This window comes from Haloimpatiens lingqiaonensis, assembly GCF_901447495.1.
GTDB classification, from domain to species: Bacteria; Bacillota; Clostridia; order Clostridiales; family Clostridiaceae; genus Haloimpatiens; species Haloimpatiens lingqiaonensis.
This window is the reverse complement of record NZ_CABDWS010000067.1, coordinates 1-17,206: the sequence shown is the minus strand read 5'-3', so window position 1 is coordinate 17,206 and position 17,206 is coordinate 1. Positions and strand designations below refer to the sequence as shown.

Genomic DNA, 17,206 nt, shown 5'->3' with positions numbered 1-17,206 from the left:
TAGGGGTAAGTGTATCTATTTTTGCGACCTATCGGTCTGCGGGCTTACCAGCCCTTTAAGTAAATGTAAAAAGATACAATTCCAGTAAAAATAAAATTTTTACTGGAATTTAGGTGCTAAATCTCTGATATCTACATATTTCTTTTACTTTTTCCAATTGATTGTTGCTTCTAACTAGTATAACTACACTCTCTTCTTTCTTTTTACTATTTAAAATATCCCTTAATAAATTTGATATAGAAATACTTGTACTAAAATCATGAAATTCTAAATTTTCATATTCATTTATGTTGATTGAGGAGTATATATAATCGCTTTCCTTATAATTAAAACATTCTACCCTTTCATTTGCTTTTATGAATGTCCTATTAATTTTCTTTATCAATTGACTATCTGTTCTATAATTTCTAGTCATTGTATATTCTTTTAATATATTGGTTGTATACTTTTCTAGATTTTCTTTCAATTTATTAAAAGCCGTATATTCAGCTCCTCTAAATCTATAAATACTTTGTTTTTCATCCCCCACTACAAAAAAATTACATTTTAAAAATTTTATTAATGTTTTGAAAAAATTTATTTGAACATCGTCACTATCTTGAAACTCATCTACAATTACATATCTAAATTTCATATCAGTTTCTAGTTGAAAATTTAATTTTTCTAATTTGATCATTAAATCTTTTACTTCATAAGCTGCATTATCAGCTTTTATAATCTCTAATTCATTATTTACATTATTTAAAACATAATATAACATCTTATTAAATCCATATTCATCACTTCCTATTACTTGTTCCAATTTATTATTAATATCTATAGAATAATTATTAAATTTTTCTTGAAATTCGTTTATAAAACTTATAATTTCATATTGTGGTATATTTATAAAATTTTTATATACATCATAATTATTTTTTCTAAATTTATGTATATACTCTTCATATAGTTTTTTTCTTTTATACTCTAAAGTTGTCACATTAAAATTACTAGGCATTTCTAGTTCCTCAAAGTTATTCTTCAACAATTCCTTAGCAAATTTATGTATAGTAAGTATTTTCATTTGCATAATTTCATCAAGCCAATTTAAATACAAAGAATTTTTAGTTAATTTATAATAGTTCTGTATCTTTTCAACCAACTTTTTTTTCATATTTATACATGCTTTATTTGTAAACGTTATTAATATAATATCTTTTAATTTTAACTCTTTATATTTATGCTTTATAAACAATACTCTTTCTATCATAGTAGTAGTTTTTCCCGTACCTGCTCCCGCTCTCACAATAGTATTTACATCTATATTATCATGTATTATTTCATACTGTTTATTATTAAAATTACTATTTTTAATACAACAAACTTGACTATAAAATTCCTCATCAAATATCTCTTTGTCACAAGCTATAATTCCAATTTCATATTTTTTATCCAAATTCAAATTATCATTTACCTGTAAAAACTTTTTATCAACGGCAAAAACAAGAAACTTTTTATCCATTTCTTCAATATCTTCAATATATCTATGAAAATCACCATTTAAAAATAAGTAAATCTTAGTACCTTTTCTTAAATCATTTAATATCATTTTTATAATTCCGATATTCTTAGAATTGTCATAAATTATTTTTGAATAATAATTTTCCATTTAACCCCCCCTTTAAATCTTATATTGTATTTAATATATATCATTATTAGCCTAATCATATATACAAACTCTTTTCCTTTTCCATAGCCTGTAGATATTTATTCTTCTATCCCTGCATTACTCTATATTTTCACTAACTGCCTTCTCCGCAGAAATCCACTTCTCTTTTAATGCCTCATCCCATTGCTATCCAACACCTCATTAATTTCATCAGAAATTTCTTTATTAATATCATTGCACTTTTTAAAACATTCAACTACTTTATTGAAAGTGGCTTTATCTCTTGAATTAATATATTGAATTTCATAATCAATAGCTAAACACATTGTTGAATTTTGCTCTAGGAGCATATCCTTATATTTATTTAATTCTTCTGGACAATTAACATTTTCCATTTTAACTAAATTTGAATTTATTCTATTTTTATATACTGTTAAATTATCAGCATACTCTTTTGAAGTAAGTAACTTTTTATCAACAGATTTCGCATCTTCATTGCGTAAATTTACATCTAAATTTATATTATCTTGATATGGCTTTATTGTATTAATATATTTTATTATTCTTTGCTGCTTTACATCTGCAGCCAAACTACTATTCATATTAGGCAATATAGAATTTTTCGTATTAAGTATTTGGTCATTCTTAAACTTTCCTTGGATATATGCTCCAATTCCAGCAATCAAAATTATAAAAATTATGGTATTCAAAAATGCTTTATACATTCTTCCAAAAGTACCTTTTACTTTTTCAGTATTTTCTCGTATACGCCTTTGTTCAGGATTATCTAAATGATTTTGCATGAGATACTTATAGTAACTTTCCTTATCCCTCTTTTTAACATCCTTAAGACCCTGTTTCATTTCTTTTTTAAAGTTTCTTTGAGTTTTGTTCAAGAAAATGCTCCCCTTTCATCCTTTCCTAAATTATTTTCAACTCTATAATATTCATAAAAAACTTAAGGTAATTACTAACATGCAATTTATAACAAACTTGATAAGAAAATTAATACTGATGTTCAATCACCCCAAATGGATTTAACAACGATTTGGTGTTTAATAAAACTCATGAATAACACTAAGATCTACTATAATACTCCTCCAACTTCTCCTCACACCACATTCCAATCCAAATCCTTTCCTCCCTCGAAAGCTTCTTCCAAACATGATAATTGAACTCCACATATTCTGCATCTTTGGATTTCTTCATAAATCCCATGTCCTCAAAGCGCTTAAATGGATTGGCAAATATGTTTCTCTTAACTTCTGTTTTGGAGTGTTTTTCTCTGCAGTAAAGGCTGTTTTTCTTTTCAACTACTAGGTGTCTTGCTTTTCTATCTTCATAAAAATCTATAAAGTAATCTACTATATCATCTATAAGAACCTTTCCCTTTTCGTTAACGTTCTCTAGCATAGCCATTAGTAGCACTGGCTTGTAAGAATAAGACATGTCCATGGTTTTTACCATTTCCATAAACTTCTCTTTCATGTTGGATGCATTTATTATGTCCCAACCAAATTCTTTGGCATATTTATTCACTGTATCCTCATTAAAATATCTTACAGTTTTGCTGCCCATAGGTACTTCTAAATCCGCCTGGATTTTTCCGTCTTTTATGTATCTATTTAAAGTTTCACTTTGTACGTCAACCATTCTCACAAATTCTAGCTGTGAAATCATTCCCTTAACTTTTTCTTGCCAGTTAAATAAATCTACTAACTCATAATCCGTAACATCTACTGGAAAATCTAGTATTGCTTCTGGTTTTTCTCCCCTTAAGAGCATCTGCTCTTCCATTCTTTTATTATTGTCCTTTGCCAAAACTAAACTTCCAGGAATATATTTTTCTATGTTAAACATTCTATGTAAGGAATAAGGCATGTTAAATAAATTAGCATTGTCAATAAAGTCAAATACCATTAAATATTCTTTGCCTTCACTTTTTCTAGTACCTCTGCCTAGCTGCTGCATGTATATGGTTTTTGACATAGTTGGTCTCGCCATAAATAAGACTTCTGTCTTAGGGCTGTCCCATCCTTCATTTAATAAGTCACAAGCACATAGTACATTTATTTCTCCCTTTTCATAGCTTTTTAAAATTCTTTCACGTTTTTTAGAATTTAATCTTCCTGAAACCGCTTCTGCCCTTACCCCTGACTTTTTAAATAAGTTTGCTATTTCTTCTGCATGAGCTACACTGGCGCAAAAAACCACTGTCTGCTTTTCTTTTACAAAGTTTAAATAAGTATCTACAATAAGTTTATTTCTCTCTGGTATAAATAACTTGCTTTCCAAATCTTGAGTATTGTATTTTATTCCATGAATTTTCACATCTCTTATATCCACATTGGTTTTTACTCTAATGCATCTTATAGGCACCAATTCTCCTAGTTCTACGGCCTTTTTCAAATCCAATCTATGAGCTACATTTTTAAATATACTCAATATTTCCTCTCCGTCACTTCTCTCAGGAGTAGCCGTAAGTCCTAATATAAATTCTGGTTTAAAATATCTTAAAATTTTTCTATAGGTTTCAGCACTACCATGATGGGCCTCATCCACAATTATGTATCCAAAATCTTCTCTATTAAATTCTTCTAAGTTTCCACTTATACTCTGCACCGTAGCGCACACCACTTGTTTATCCTTTTCTTTAACATCCCCTGTGAATGTTCCACAAGCCACTTCTCCCCATACCTCTCCAAAGGTCTTTTCAGCTTGCTCTATAAGTTCTTTAGTATGTGCTAAAAATAAAGTCTTTTTACCAACCTTTTTAGCATCCGATACGGCTGTAACCGTTTTCCCAGTGCCTGTGGCATGATACAAAAGTGCTATGGTTTCTCCCTTTTCCCTCATGTCTTGAAGATTGTCTAAAGCTTCCTTTTGATGATCCTTTAATATAAATGTCCTTCCCTTTTGCTCTGGAAGAAAATCTTCATTTTCCATGAACATTGGAAGTTCCCCTAGAAAAGTTAATAGCTCGTCCTTAACTCTTTCCCTTTGCTCCAAAAGAATTTTATATGGCCACCTATACACCTTCCAATTTCCATATACTAAACTATTTTGCTTAAGCAAATCATCATAATATTTATTTGTAGAAATTTTTGAAGGATCGTGATAAGTTCCTCCATCTACTTCAATAGCAATTTTCTCTCCTTCACTTTCTAAAGCAAAATCAATATATCTATGATTTCCGTATATATCCACCACTGGATACTGAATAAAAAGGTATTTTGTGTTTTCCTCCCCAAATGTTTCTCCAAATATATCTACAAATAACTCCTCAGCAATACTTCCAAGCTTTATGTTATCTTCATTCATAAATCAATATCTCCTTAAAATATTTTAAAGCTAATTTTATAATTTCATTTCTAAATAATCTATAATTACCCTAATAACTTAATTAATACTTAAAATCACTAATAATATTAATGTTTACTTTACATGAAATCTATTCCAATTTTATTTTACCATATATCACCCAAATTTTCTTTCCTTCTACATAAAATATTGCTAAAAATTATGCAGAAATTTGAAGATATTTAAGTTTTCTATATATAATTATTGAGATACTTCATCAGCTTGTGTCATGATGAGCTAAAAAAATTTTATACACCACATAATATAAGACCGCTTAACTTATATAAACAATAAAGTTAAGCGGTCTTATATTACAAATATTATATTTTACCTAATAACGTCCTCTTCCCTTAAACCCATAAATTTCCTTCAATCTTTCCAACATTTCAAAAACTACAGGGCAAACACTTGCAAAACTAACTATACTAAGCAAGCTAAACAATCTATCTGGACTATTTGTAAATGGATATTCTCTACATTCTTCTGGTTTACACTTTTCAATTTTACAACCACCATTTTCAGTTAAAAAGCAACATGGCTTTTCTTTTACCTCATATCCATCAACAGTGATTTTCATATACTTATCCATAAATTCTTTCTTTGTAACTTTAAGTAGCTTTGCAGCCTGTTCTATTTCATTTTCTTGAAGTATTATTGAATATACTTTACAACAGTTTCTACATTTGCTGCAATCATAATTTTTAAATAATTCATTATGCAGCTCTAAAAATTGCTTATCTAATTCATCCGAATCTGCATGATTTTTTAAATATGCTCTAAAAGCATAATTTTGCTTTTCAACCTTTTTAAATTCTTGTTCTAATTTTGATGGTTCTATCACAATAACTTTTCCTCCACTACATTAATATTGTATAAACTCATATTTCTATTCCTTAATTATATAATACCAACTTTTATATGTTTTTCTCAATGTATTTTTATTATAGACATGGATTTCGCATCAAAATTCTAGTAAAGTCATTAATTACATTCTCTTATTTCAAAATTAGTATTATAATATTTTATATACACAAACTATAAATTTGAGATAATATCTTTTATTCATTTTAAGCTTAAAAACTAGATGTCTACAGGTATAACTACCATTAAATTCTTATTTATTAGAAGTTCCGATCATTATTATATTTAACCACGGAATATAGGAGGCTTTAACCATGAAAGAATACAACAAACTCGTTCGCGATAAAATACCCCAAATAATCAAGGACTCAGGTAAAACATGCCATATTCACATTGCAGATTCTAAAGAAGCTTTGTCTCTTTTAGAAAAAAAGTTAGATGAGGAAGTTTTAGAATTTCATGCGGATAAGAACTTAGAAGAGCTGGCAGATATTATGGAAGTTATATTTTCCCTTAGTAAAAATTTAGGCTATTCTGAGAAGGATCTTTTGGATAAATGCTACCATAAGAGAAGTGAACGCGGTGGCTTCGATGAGAATATAATATTGGAAAAAGTTTACGAATAAAAGGACAGTTAATAAGCTTTCCATAAAACTTATTAGCTGTCCTTGTTTCCTTTATTTAATACGTGCATTTTTATATCTCTACAGTATGAATATCCTTTTTACCTACCATAATAATCAATACTTTCTTTAAATCTTCATTTCCAAGTTCTTCTTTAACCATTTTACTTTCTCCATAACTTTGAAGTTGTTTTAACCCCTGTGCTTTTATCTTTTCTAAGGTATCTCTTTCACTTTCTTTTATATATTTTAGTTCAATAATCCACTGGAATTTAGTTATATCCTTAAACTGAATTTTTCTTTTAAGCATTATATCCACATAGCCATTACTATTTTCATCTTCACTTTTTATAAAATAAGTGCTATCTACACCTAAAAGAGTTAAAAGCATCATCTTTACATTCTTTTCATCCATTTTTATTAAATCTCTATTGGATAAATTCTCTAGTATGTTACTTAAAAGTTTTACTAATGGCTGAATATCTCCATGCATTCTCATTTCATTGACAGCTATTCTTACATTTTGTATTTGGATATTATAGTCTTCATTTATCTTTTGGAAATACTGTTCCCAGTATATTGTTTTTATAACGTAGTTTGGTACCTTAAGTACTGTTCCAAGGGGTCCCTGCTCCTTTATTGTTAGCATACCAAGATAAAAAAGTAATGACTTAAAGTTTTCTTTTACACTATACATGGTATGAATATTGAACCTATCTACCAGCATAGTAGAGATTTCTCCTGTGGTCATTATTTCCTCTAGAGCTTCTCTGTCATTAAAATTATATGCTAATTGGTTCACTCTTCCATAATCAGTTTTTACATTGTTGTCTATCATTTCTTTAGGATAACGATTATATAATAAATAATTATTAAGAAAATACATCGACATGTCTGGATTAAAGACTTTTTTGCCATATTCATTAAATTTGTATCCATTATAATACTTAGTCATATCAACACATATTTTTTCTCTAAGGCCTATATCTTCTATACCTACCTGATTCATTATCCATGAAAGCTCGCCCCTTGTGAAACCCATCATAGCATTAAGATTTTGATCTAAAGTATAATTCATAGTAATATTAAATCCGCTAGTTAAGTCATCTAACATTATTGGACTTACACCTGTCATAAATATCCTGTTAAAATTATCCGCTGTGGCATCTTTTATAGCCTTATAAAAAACTTTAACGAAACCTTCACCGTGAAGTATACTGCTATAAGTGCTTTGCTTTCCTCCTGTAATCAGTTCATTGGCAAAGTTATCATATTCATCTATTAAGACAAAAACTTGCTTATTATTTATTTTACTAAGCATACTTATATGAGCCACTATCATTTCTGCACTCATATTTTCAAGGGGTAGTTTATTTTCACCTAAAAGCTCCCCATATTTATATAAAAATTCTCTAGCCGCTGATGCAACCTTAAAATTAAAACTCTTTCTTAATTCTTCTTCACTATGTCCTGCATCTATTCCTGCAAAGCTTATTTTCCAAACAAGAAATTTATTTCTATTTTTCGTAGGATTTTTACCTATATATAAATCCCCAAATAGTTCTTCAAATTTATCCTTCTTATTTATATCATAGTAATTTTCAAGCATGGATATAAAAAGACTTTTTCCAAACCTTCTAGGCCTTATAAAAAAATTATAAGGAGCATACATATCTAATAATTCTATATACGAAGTTTTATCCACATAAAGATAATTTTCCCCTCTTAAAACTTCAAAATTGGAAATACCATAGGGTATTCTTTTCATTTACTCTCACTCCTCTAACTTTACATGCAATCTTCTTATATTAATTAGTATACCCTATATTTCATATCATTTGAAGAAAATACTATGAAATATTTACCTAATAAAAGCTCCCACCAGGTGAGAGCTTTTAAACTATTCCTTAGCATTATTTATTTTTTCTGATAACCTTGCATTTCTTTCCTTCATGGATTGAAGTATTGAGTCGAAGCTTCTTTTAACCTTTTGGGCATCTTTAGCTTTTACAGCTTCATTTAAATCATCCCATTTTTTCTTATTGGCTTCTTTTATCTTTTCTCTGTTTTTCATCTTTTCTCTATCTTTTATCTTTTTATTTTCATTTTGCTTCTTCTCTGGTTCATTTTCTTTTATTCTTTCTTTTTTACTTCTATCCTTATCCTGAGCCCCATCTTTATGGGCTCTATTTTCTCTTAATTTATCTAGCAATTCTTTTCTTTCATTGATAGCCTGCTGCCATTGGGCTTTAATACCTGGAACTATTTTGTCTGCTTCCTCTATGAGCTTACTTCTTTCTTCCATTCTCTCTTCCATGCGTTTTTTGAATATTTCACGCTCTTCTTTGCAATTTGGACATTTTTCTTGCTCATCATTTGGCTCATTGCATATTTTGTAGCTTTCAACAACACTGTTGTTTAAATTAACTACACCATAGGTCCCTATTGGCACTATAAGCGTTCCTGCCACTATAGATGATAAAACAATATTTCTCCAATTTAACATAAAATTTTCCCTCCAGTTTTTAAATTGTAAATCTAGAACACAAAACTACCTTTTATTGTTTACATTCATTTTTAGTTTTGTACTGAATAGAATATTTTATGTACTAATATATTTGGCAACCCTTCTATTTTTTTGCCCTGTGATAATTATTTTATACATAAATTAAAATAAGAGTCAAATATTAACTAAAAAAAATGATATAATACTATAAGGGCTATTTATTAATTCAAGTGAATTACCACCGAAACAAGCAATGGTGATTTTCACAAGTTTTCTATAAAATATAAATTATAGAGGTGTACTATGCGTAAAAAATTAATTTTCAAAATACTAGGTATTGTATTAATTGTTAGCTTTATTTATGTAGCATCACCCAAGTGGGGTTCTTTTTATAATTTAATTTTAAGGCAATATAAAAATGGTGAATTTACTGAAGCGTCCATTACTATTGCGCCAACTGAGGAATCAAATTACAAAACAATTAAATGTACTGATAAAAATAACCTTGATGAAATAGTAAAATATCTAAAAAAATTAAGAATTATTGAACTGAAAAACTCAAGACATTATACTCTAGAAAATCCTCATATGATTAACTTTTATTTCAAAAAAAATGATGGTTCAAATATATTTAATTATAAAGTAACCATAAGAACTTATAAAAACAATTTAAAAATTATCAATGTCAGTGATCAATATGGCTCAAAATATTATAAAATTATACATGATCAATTTAGAACTGATAAATTTAACTTTCAATATATTAAAAACTTAATAGAAAATAAGCAGTAAGTAACCTTATGTTACTTACTGCTTATTTTCTATACATTTATTTTTATATAACCATTTCATTATATATCTTTTTTATTTTCCCATAATAATCACTTATTTCTATAACTGATGGATATTTTTCACTGATTATTCTAGCTGGTATTCCCACGGCGGTGGCTCCTTTTGGTATATCCTTTAAAACTACCGCATTAGCACCTATCTTTGCATCCTCTCCAATTAATATTGGCCCTAGAACCTTTGCACCACTGCCTATGGTAACATTATCTTCTACTGTTGGGTGTCTTTTGCCCTTGTCTTTTCCTGTTCCACCTAAGGTAACTCCGTGATATAGAGTTACATTGTCCCCTATTTCAGCTGTTTCTCCTATGACAACACCCATACCGTGATCAATGAATAGCCCCTTACCTATGGTGGCACCTGGGTGTATTTCTATTCCAGTGAAAAATCTTGATAGCTGTGATAGAAATCTAGCTAAGAAGAAGAATCTTTTTTTATATAAAAAATGTGCTATTCTGTAGTGTATAACTGCGTGAATAGATGGATATAAGAAGAAAACTTCCACCATATTTCTGGCAGCTGGATCTTTGTCCATAGCATTTTTCAAATCATATTTTAATAACTTAAATGGATTTCCCATTAATTTCACCTCCATTAAATTACAATTGCATTGCTTAAATACTAGTTGCATTACTTGAATTATGAAATTTCTCTGTAATGACTTGCATAAGAAGCGAAGGAACTATTTAAATTTAATTTATTGTTCCGAGCTTCTATGCAAGTCATGGAAGAGAAATTTCATAATTCTACCACGTTGTACATTCTTGTGATTTAATCATACAATCCCATAGAAAGATATTTTTCCCCTCCGTCTGGAGCTACTGTAACCACTTTTTTCCCCTTGCCTATTTCCTTGGCAATTTTTATGGCTGCTGCAATATTTGCTCCTGAGGATATACCTACTAAAACACCTTCTTCTTTTCCCATTCTTCTTGCGTATTGGAAGGACTCTTCATCGGATACAGTGATAACTTTATCCACTAATTCACCCTTATATATATCTGGAATAAAACCTGCTCCTATACCTTGTATTTTATGAGGTCCTGCTTCACCACCAGATATTACTGGTGACTTTTCAGGCTCTACCGCTACAATTGTTATATTTTCTTTATATTCTTTTAGCTTTTTACCTATTCCCATTATTGTTCCGCCAGTTCCAACTGAAGCTACAAATACATCTATATCTTTCAAATCTTCTATTATTTCCTCTGCTGTAGTTTCGTAGTGTTTAAGGGGATTGGCTTCATTTACAAATTGCTGAGGTATGAAATACCCTTCTTTGTCCTTGGCAATTTCCATAGCTTTTTCTATGGCACCCTTCATACCTTTGCCGCCTTCTGTAAGCACCAGTTCCGCTCCATAGGCCTTCATCATATTTCTTCTTTCTAAACTCATGGTGTCTGGCATGACAATTATTACTTTGTAACCTTTTAGCTTTCCTATCATAGCAAGAGCTATGCCTGTGTTGCCACTGGTTGGTTCCACTATGGTGTAGCCTTCCTTTAACACTCCTTCTTTTTCTGCTTTTTCAATCATACCAAGGGCCGCTCTATCCTTAATACTTCCGCCTGGATTGTATTTTTCTAATTTAACATATACCTCCGCCATGTTTTCTTCTACCATATTATTAAGTTTAAATAAAGGTGTTGAACCTATCATATCTATTACATTGTTATAAATCATTATTTATCTTTAGCGAGAAAGCGCACTATAACTACTAAAGACCATATAAATAAGCAATTTTTATGGCACAATAAACTTCATTATAAATACACAAGCCCACTAAATTTTCACTCCCTTCATATATACTTTATACATTTATTAAAAAAATAAAAAAACTCCATCTCTAAATAATAGAGACGAAGTTATATCCGCGGTTCCACTCTAATTGGATTTCTATAAATAAAAATCCCAGCTTTATTTTCAAGCACAGCGCTATGCTCTATCACTGTAACGGGTGAATCCGGTGTAGCCTACTGAATAAGTTCGGTACACAACTCCAAAGGGCACTTCACATAAATTCTATTTAGAAATCTTTCAGCAAATGATTCCCTCTCTGTGAAACTTTATTTATGCTACTTTCCTTCTTCAAGGTATTTCCGAGTATTTTACTATGAATTCTTTTGTATTATTATATTCTCCAAAATTAAATTTGTCAACATGTTTTAAAGGTAAATTTAAAATATTATCAGTTATATTTTCATTGAACCAGCCAATTACTTTTTCCTCCTATGAAACTACATGATATAATATTTAATTTTAAAAAATGCAAAAAAGAATCCACACTATTTTTAATCTGGGCGGATTCTTTTTTTACCTTTGATCTTTATGTTCTAAATATAACTTCTTCCTTGCTAAACATATATCTTGCAAAAGATAAGGATAAAACAATGTATACAAGCATCCATGCAAGTACTATTATTAGGTGCTGTATATTAAACATTCCCAAAATAAGCTCTTTTATAACTGCCGTGGCGTTGACCACAGGGATGTTTAAAAATATCATGGACATGTTTTTAGGTTCTATGAAATATGATGTAAACCCAAGCATTCCTATGAAGCTTAAAGGAGTCAAGTAAGTTTGAGCTTCTTTAAAGGATCTGGCATAAATACTTATAGAAAGTGCTAATGCTCCAAAAACCATAGTAAGAAGTACAGTTATTAATGCTATGATAAGTAAAGTTTTAGGCTCCATGCTAAATTTAGCTCCATCCACACCGTAATTAAAGGCTTCTGGTGAAGTTTTCATGGATATGCCTAGTCCTGATATAAATGCTATGGAGGTTACTATACCCATAGTAGTAATGGCTAAAAATTTACCCCAAAGTAGTGACATTCTGCTGGCTTGGGTAGTTAATAATGGCTCTAGAGTACCTCTTTCCTTTTCTCCTGCTCCTAAATCTGTAGCTGAAGCTATAGGACCTGATGCAGCAAACATTATAAGCATCATAGGAAGAAGCAAAGATAACATCATCTTAGCCATTCCATTTTCTTTCTTTTCTGCGGATTTTATAACTGGATTTACAGGGGTTAATATAGATGTATCTATATTTTTAGCCTGAAGTCTAGCCCCTACTATAGCCTTGGAATACTGATCTATAATAGCATTTATTTCTGACATAGCCATATTTGATTTTTGACTTGTATTATCCATAGTTATAATAATATCTGCTTTTTTCTCTTCATTTATATTTTTATCAAAATCCTCTGGAATTTCCAATCCTAAAAGTATTTTTCCTTCCTTTACGTCATTAAAAACATCCTTGGATTCTTTTAATTTTATATTCTTTTGAGATTTTATTAATTGCCCTAATTTACTATTTCCTTTATCAACTATTACTACATTCATTTCTTTTTTTACAGAATCCATGTTGCTTTTCATTCCCTTTCCCATGAATCCAAAAATTATTGGATACATTAAAAGAGGTATTAGTATAGCTGCTATCAAGGTTTTCTTATCTCTAAACATATCTTTTAGTTCTTTTTTATACACAATAGAAACTATATTCATTATTTACCACCTACCAATCTTATAAATATGTCTTCCATACTGTTACTTTGGTATTTGTCTTTGAAATATTCTATAGTGCCTTCCTCTATAATCTCACCTTTGTTAATAATAATAATTCTATCACAAAGCTTTTCTACTTCTTGCATGCTATGACTTGAAAATATAATAGATTTTCCCTGTTCTCTGCATTGCAATATAAAGTCATGAACAAGTTTGGCAGCTGTTACATCAAGTCCTGTGGTAGGTTCATCAAAGAGCATAACTGTAGGCTTGTGCACGATAGATCTGGCAATAGAAACCTTTTGTTTCATACCTCTTGAAAGCTTTCCTACTCTTCTGTCCATATATTCCTTTAACTCTAGCTCTTCCACAAGATAATTTATGCTATCTTCAGCTTCTTTTTTGCTCATGCCATTTAGCTGAGCAAAATATCTTATGTTTTCTCTTACTGTAAGCCTGTCATATAGTCCCACATCTCCACCAAACAAAATTCCTATTTCCCCTCTTACCTTTTGGGAATTTTCTATAATACTGTAGCCATTTATCTCTGCATTTCCACCTGTGGGTTTTAGCATAGTAGCCAGCATTCTCAATGTAGTGGTTTTACCTGCACCATTTTCACCTAAAAGCCCAACTATTTCTCCCTTATTTACTGTAAAGCTAGCATTTTTAACTGCTTGTACCTCTTTGAAGCTTTTACTTAAATTTTTAACTTCTATCACTTGGACGCCCCCCTTGCTCTAAATTAATATATTCTTCCTTACTTAAAGTGTAAAATAAAGAATAAAAATGTAAACCTTCAAAAATTTCTTTAATTTTAACTTTATTAAAAATTGTAAAGGAGTTTCCTTCTCATTATAACAATTTGTGTGTTATTTAACCAGTACATTCCTCAATATCTATATGAATATTTATCCATCTTATGATAATTTGAATATATCAATGTCCCCTTTCACCCTGCTGCACCAATTCCTATTAAATAATTTTCACAATTCCATCACATTTATATAAAAATGCTATCACAAGAAGTGATTATAATGTTAATATATTACGAGAGAATAAACAGAGCTTTTAGCTTCAGATGGAGTTTTTACTCCATCTAAAGGTTAGAGATCGTTATCCAGGGACGTAGCTGCCGTTATCTCCCACTTTGTTAGAAGTGGGAGTGTTACGGCAGGTAGTCATCGGATAAACAGAGCTCTTAGCTTCAGATGGAGTTTTTACTCCAACTGAAGGTTAGAGATCGTTATCCAGGGACGTAGCTGCCGTTATCTCCCACTTTGTTAGAAGTGGGAGTGTTACGGCAAGTAGTCATCGGATAAAATCTTATTGTAAGGGAGATAATTTTTATGAGATTATTTTTAAATATTGGTTTTGCAAAGATGTGTACTATTCTTGGAATTTTAGCTTCCATAATATATATGTTAAGGATCGCCAATAAGAATCTTTTCAACAATAAAAACCAAATTTTAACCCAAATTAATAGATTTTTGAGAAAACATCATATACTAATTGGTGTATTAGTAGTAACAACTGGTTTAATACACGGATTGTATTCCTCTGATCCTGTACTTAGCTTAAATTTAGGAACTATCTGCTGGGTATTTTCTATTTTACTAGGACTAAATTGGGCATTAAGAAAGAAACTAAAAAGCTGGATTGTTTTTCATAGACTATTAACCCTAGGCTTTCTAATTACTTTAGCTTTACACATATTATCAGTTAAGGGATTTCTCTTTAACTCTGATAAGGGAAAATTCCACAGGAACAATACGGTTAATATTTCAGAGGAATATTCAGATAAAGATAATAGCAATATTAATTCCACAAATAGTAACACTGGTACAGCAAAAGGTCAATACAAAGATGGCGTGTACCAAGGTGTAGGAAATGGTTATAGACGTGACTTAACAGTAGAGGTAACTATTAAAAATGGTAAAATATCTAGAGTAGACATTGTCAGTGACAACGAAACTCCTAAATTTTCTAGAATACCTTTTGAAACAATACCTGAGGAAATTGTAAATGCCCAATCCACAGAAGTGGATTTAGTATCCGGCGCCACCATGACCTCTAGAGGCGTTATAGAAGCCGTAAATGACGCCCTTTCTAAAGCCGGGAAGTAGAAAATTATGATTTGGCATAATTTTCAGTTGGCTAGTTGGCGGGAAAAGCTCGGCTTTTCCCGCCAACTAAACCCTTTAAATAAAGATTTTCCGTAGCATCGCAGGAAAATCCCCCTTCCCTAGCACCCTAGCACACTAGCCAACTAGCACCCTAATATTCCCCGTCTTGGAAAATTACCCTATACATTAATAATTTTCTTACAATTCCCTATTGCTTATTATTAATATATATATTAAAATAATAATTTTAAAGTTTTTTGGTTATTTTTCTTTTATTGTGGTATACTAATAGTAAGCACTTAAACACGCTTTATATATAATATAAAAATTACTGTGTTTTAGTTTTAGGAGGAATTTTTAATGAAAACAGGAATAGTTAAATGGTTTAACACTGAAAAAGGCTTTGGATTTATTCAAGTGGAAGGTGAAGATGACGTTTTCGTTCACTACACTGCTATCCAAGGACAATCAGGAAGAAAAGGTCTTGATGAAGGAGATAAAGTCGAATTTGAAATAGAGCAAGGTGCTAAAGGACCTCAAGCAACTAACGTTACAAGACTATAGACATAATTTAATGTTTTAATAATTTAATATTTTATAAATTTTAGTTTATTATATGTCCTTATAACCTCTTAATTTTATATGAGGTTCATATGGAAATATTCTTCCACCTTCTTTCAAGGTGGTTTTTTATATGTTATTCTTATGGATTTTAGCATAGGGATATTAAAAATTTTACAGGGAGTTGATGGTTTTGAGAAAAAATTATAATATGAAAAAAACTATATCTATAAAGCGTTTCCTTTCAGAATTAGGGGGAGATTTTTCTGAACATATAAAAGATAGACTTCTAGAACTTGAATTAAGGTGTGTCTTAACTCGTAAGGAAAAAAATAATGTACTTGATCTTAAGCATGTAGAGCATACCAAGTACCCTTGCTCTTCTGAAAATTCTTCTAAATGTGAAAAAGAATATGCCTATGCTGAATTCATAGTTGAAGATGATAAATTATATTTTGCAGATAAATGTTTAGAAAACGAAAAGGTAATGGAGTCTCCTATTGTAAACTCCATATACAATTCTTTAAACACCGAAAATAAAATCTTTGAAGATGATATTATAGGTAAAGAACTAAATGACAGCAATATTGACTATGTTGTGGATAATCTATTATCTGTTTGTCCAAATGTCTCCAAAAGATACCTTGAAGTTCTAGAACAAATGAGTTCTTACTAATATTTTCCACAAAAAATGCTATTATGAAAATACTTTTTGTATTTCCATAATAGCATTTTTTAATTATTCAACCTTCGCAGTTGTAAAATAAAACTGTAAAGTTAAAAATAAAGTTCTCTTAGAAATTAACTATAATTTTAAATTTGCAGACCTCTTATCTATTACTTCTTATTTTTTACTTCTTACTCTTACTTCTTACCTACTCTACAAATTCATATTTTACATTGTAAATTCTAAGTTAAAAACATTTATTCATCTAAAAATATTAAAACAGTAAAAATATTAAAACAGAATGTTATTATTATAACAGTTTTTATAGTTTTATATATCAGTTATATAACAGATTATTTTTACACCCCTTGTTTTTACTCTATCTCCTTAAATTACTACAAGTAATTTTTATACAACTATCAAAAAATATTTAACAAACTTTTGGACAAACCGGGGACGGTTCATTAATTTTATAACTATTTTAGTTATAAAAT

General features: G+C 29.9%; 15 protein-coding genes and 1 other annotated feature. Of the genes, 5 read left to right on the top strand and 10 right to left on the bottom strand.

The features are described 5' to 3' along the window. Positions 1-109: 109 nt before the first annotated feature. From FGK85_RS11985 to FGK85_RS11970, 4 genes are all read right to left on the bottom strand, one after another. Positions 110-1,648 carry a UvrD-helicase domain-containing protein gene (locus tag FGK85_RS11985; protein WP_138206954.1) on the bottom strand — a complete coding sequence of 513 codons (1,539 nt, stop codon included), beginning with the start codon at positions 1,646-1,648 and terminating at the stop codon, positions 110-112. A gap of 167 nt (positions 1,649-1,815) precedes the next feature. Next, entirely contained in the window at positions 1,816-2,544 is a 729-nt protein-coding gene (locus FGK85_RS11980) for a hypothetical protein (RefSeq protein WP_138206952.1), read from the bottom strand. Positions 2,545-2,725: 181 nt separating this feature from the next. Further along, positions 2,726-4,969 (bottom strand): DEAD/DEAH box helicase, encoded by a 2,244-nt coding sequence (locus FGK85_RS11975; protein ID WP_138206950.1) that lies wholly within the window; start codon positions 4,967-4,969, stop codon positions 2,726-2,728. 370 nt (positions 4,970-5,339) lie between these two features. Next, on the bottom strand, positions 5,340-5,849 hold the full coding sequence (locus tag FGK85_RS11970) for a YkgJ family cysteine cluster protein (protein WP_138206948.1): 510 nt from the start codon (positions 5,847-5,849) through the stop codon (positions 5,340-5,342). Positions 5,850-6,183: 334 nt separating this feature from the next. Here FGK85_RS11970 and FGK85_RS11965 point away from each other — a divergent pair, with 334 nt between their 5' ends. Then, the gene (locus FGK85_RS11965; RefSeq protein WP_138206946.1) at positions 6,184-6,495 is read left to right on the top strand and encodes a nucleoside triphosphate pyrophosphohydrolase; all 312 of its coding nucleotides are present in this window, start codon (positions 6,184-6,186) and stop codon (positions 6,493-6,495) included. Between the two features lie 70 nt (positions 6,496-6,565). Here FGK85_RS11965 and FGK85_RS11960 read toward each other — a convergent pair whose 3' ends face one another. Both FGK85_RS11960 and FGK85_RS11955 read right to left on the bottom strand, forming a co-directional pair. Beyond that, entirely contained in the window at positions 6,566-8,260 is a 1,695-nt protein-coding gene (locus FGK85_RS11960) for an ATP-binding protein (protein ID WP_138206944.1), read from the bottom strand. Between the two features lie 132 nt (positions 8,261-8,392). Continuing rightward, the gene (locus FGK85_RS11955; RefSeq protein ID WP_138206942.1) at positions 8,393-8,998 is read right to left on the bottom strand and encodes a hypothetical protein; all 606 of its coding nucleotides are present in this window, start codon (positions 8,996-8,998) and stop codon (positions 8,393-8,395) included. A gap of 303 nt (positions 8,999-9,301) precedes the next feature. On the opposite strand from FGK85_RS11955, the gene FGK85_RS11950 reads away from it, so the two are divergent. Beyond that, a complete protein-coding gene (locus FGK85_RS11950) occupies positions 9,302-9,790 on the top strand; it encodes a hypothetical protein (RefSeq protein WP_138206939.1) in 489 nt (162 codons plus the stop codon). Between the two features lie 43 nt (positions 9,791-9,833). Here FGK85_RS11950 and epsC read toward each other — a convergent pair whose 3' ends face one another. From epsC to FGK85_RS11930, 4 genes are all read right to left on the bottom strand, one after another. Further along, positions 9,834-10,427: a serine O-acetyltransferase EpsC gene (epsC, locus tag FGK85_RS11945; RefSeq protein WP_138206937.1), complete on the bottom strand. Its 594-nt coding sequence runs from the start codon at positions 10,425-10,427 to the stop codon at positions 9,834-9,836. Between the two features lie 191 nt (positions 10,428-10,618). Further along, positions 10,619-11,530 carry a cysteine synthase A gene (cysK, locus tag FGK85_RS11940; protein WP_138206935.1) on the bottom strand — a complete coding sequence of 304 codons (912 nt, stop codon included), beginning with the start codon at positions 11,528-11,530 and terminating at the stop codon, positions 10,619-10,621. A gap of 169 nt (positions 11,531-11,699) precedes the next feature. Next, positions 11,700-11,948, bottom strand: a binding site (T-box leader). A 225-nt stretch (positions 11,949-12,173) separates the two neighbouring features. Continuing rightward, complete coding sequence (locus FGK85_RS11935; protein ID WP_243122867.1) at positions 12,174-13,358, bottom strand: ABC transporter permease; 1,185 nt, start codon at positions 13,356-13,358, stop codon at positions 12,174-12,176. Beyond that, on the bottom strand, positions 13,358-14,080 hold the full coding sequence (locus FGK85_RS11930) for an ABC transporter ATP-binding protein (RefSeq protein ID WP_138206931.1): 723 nt from the start codon (positions 14,078-14,080) through the stop codon (positions 13,358-13,360). Before FGK85_RS11930 ends, FGK85_RS11935 begins: the two co-directional genes overlap by 1 nt. A 627-nt stretch (positions 14,081-14,707) precedes the next feature. Between FGK85_RS11930 and FGK85_RS11925 the strand changes: the two genes are divergently transcribed. The 3 genes from FGK85_RS11925 to FGK85_RS11915 all read left to right on the top strand — a co-directional run bounded on the left by FGK85_RS11925 (position 14,708) and on the right by FGK85_RS11915 (position 16,721). Continuing rightward, positions 14,708-15,484 (top strand): FMN-binding protein, encoded by a 777-nt coding sequence (locus FGK85_RS11925; RefSeq protein WP_138206929.1) that lies wholly within the window; start codon positions 14,708-14,710, stop codon positions 15,482-15,484. A gap of 360 nt (positions 15,485-15,844) precedes the next feature. Next, positions 15,845-16,048 (top strand): cold-shock protein, encoded by a 204-nt coding sequence (locus tag FGK85_RS11920; protein WP_138206927.1) that lies wholly within the window; start codon positions 15,845-15,847, stop codon positions 16,046-16,048. A gap of 190 nt (positions 16,049-16,238) precedes the next feature. Next, the gene (locus FGK85_RS11915) at positions 16,239-16,721 is read left to right on the top strand and encodes a hypothetical protein (RefSeq protein WP_138206925.1); all 483 of its coding nucleotides are present in this window, start codon (positions 16,239-16,241) and stop codon (positions 16,719-16,721) included. Positions 16,722-17,206 lie beyond the last annotated feature (485 nt).

Coding starts and splice junctions, on each gene's coding strand:
- FGK85_RS11955 (WP_138206942.1), bottom strand. CDS start 8,998: ATGTTAAATTGGAGAAATATTGTTTTATCATCTATAGTGGCAGGAACG.
- FGK85_RS11920 (WP_138206927.1), top strand. CDS start 15,845: ATGAAAACAGGAATAGTTAAATGGTTTAACACTGAAAAAGGCTTTGGA.
- epsC (WP_138206937.1), bottom strand. CDS start 10,427: ATGGGAAATCCATTTAAGTTATTAAAATATGATTTGAAAAATGCTATG.
- FGK85_RS11960 (WP_138206944.1), bottom strand. CDS start 8,260: ATGAAAAGAATACCCTATGGTATTTCCAATTTTGAAGTTTTAAGAGGG.
- FGK85_RS11985 (WP_138206954.1), bottom strand. CDS start 1,648: ATGGAAAATTATTATTCAAAAATAATTTATGACAATTCTAAGAATATC.
- FGK85_RS11935 (WP_243122867.1), bottom strand. CDS start 13,358: ATGAATATAGTTTCTATTGTGTATAAAAAAGAACTAAAAGATATGTTT.
- FGK85_RS11965 (WP_138206946.1), top strand. CDS start 6,184: ATGAAAGAATACAACAAACTCGTTCGCGATAAAATACCCCAAATAATC.
- cysK (WP_138206935.1), bottom strand. CDS start 11,530: ATGATTTATAACAATGTAATAGATATGATAGGTTCAACACCTTTATTT.
- FGK85_RS11950 (WP_138206939.1), top strand. CDS start 9,302: ATGCGTAAAAAATTAATTTTCAAAATACTAGGTATTGTATTAATTGTT.
- FGK85_RS11975 (WP_138206950.1), bottom strand. CDS start 4,969: ATGAATGAAGATAACATAAAGCTTGGAAGTATTGCTGAGGAGTTATTT.
- FGK85_RS11925 (WP_138206929.1), top strand. CDS start 14,708: ATGAGATTATTTTTAAATATTGGTTTTGCAAAGATGTGTACTATTCTT.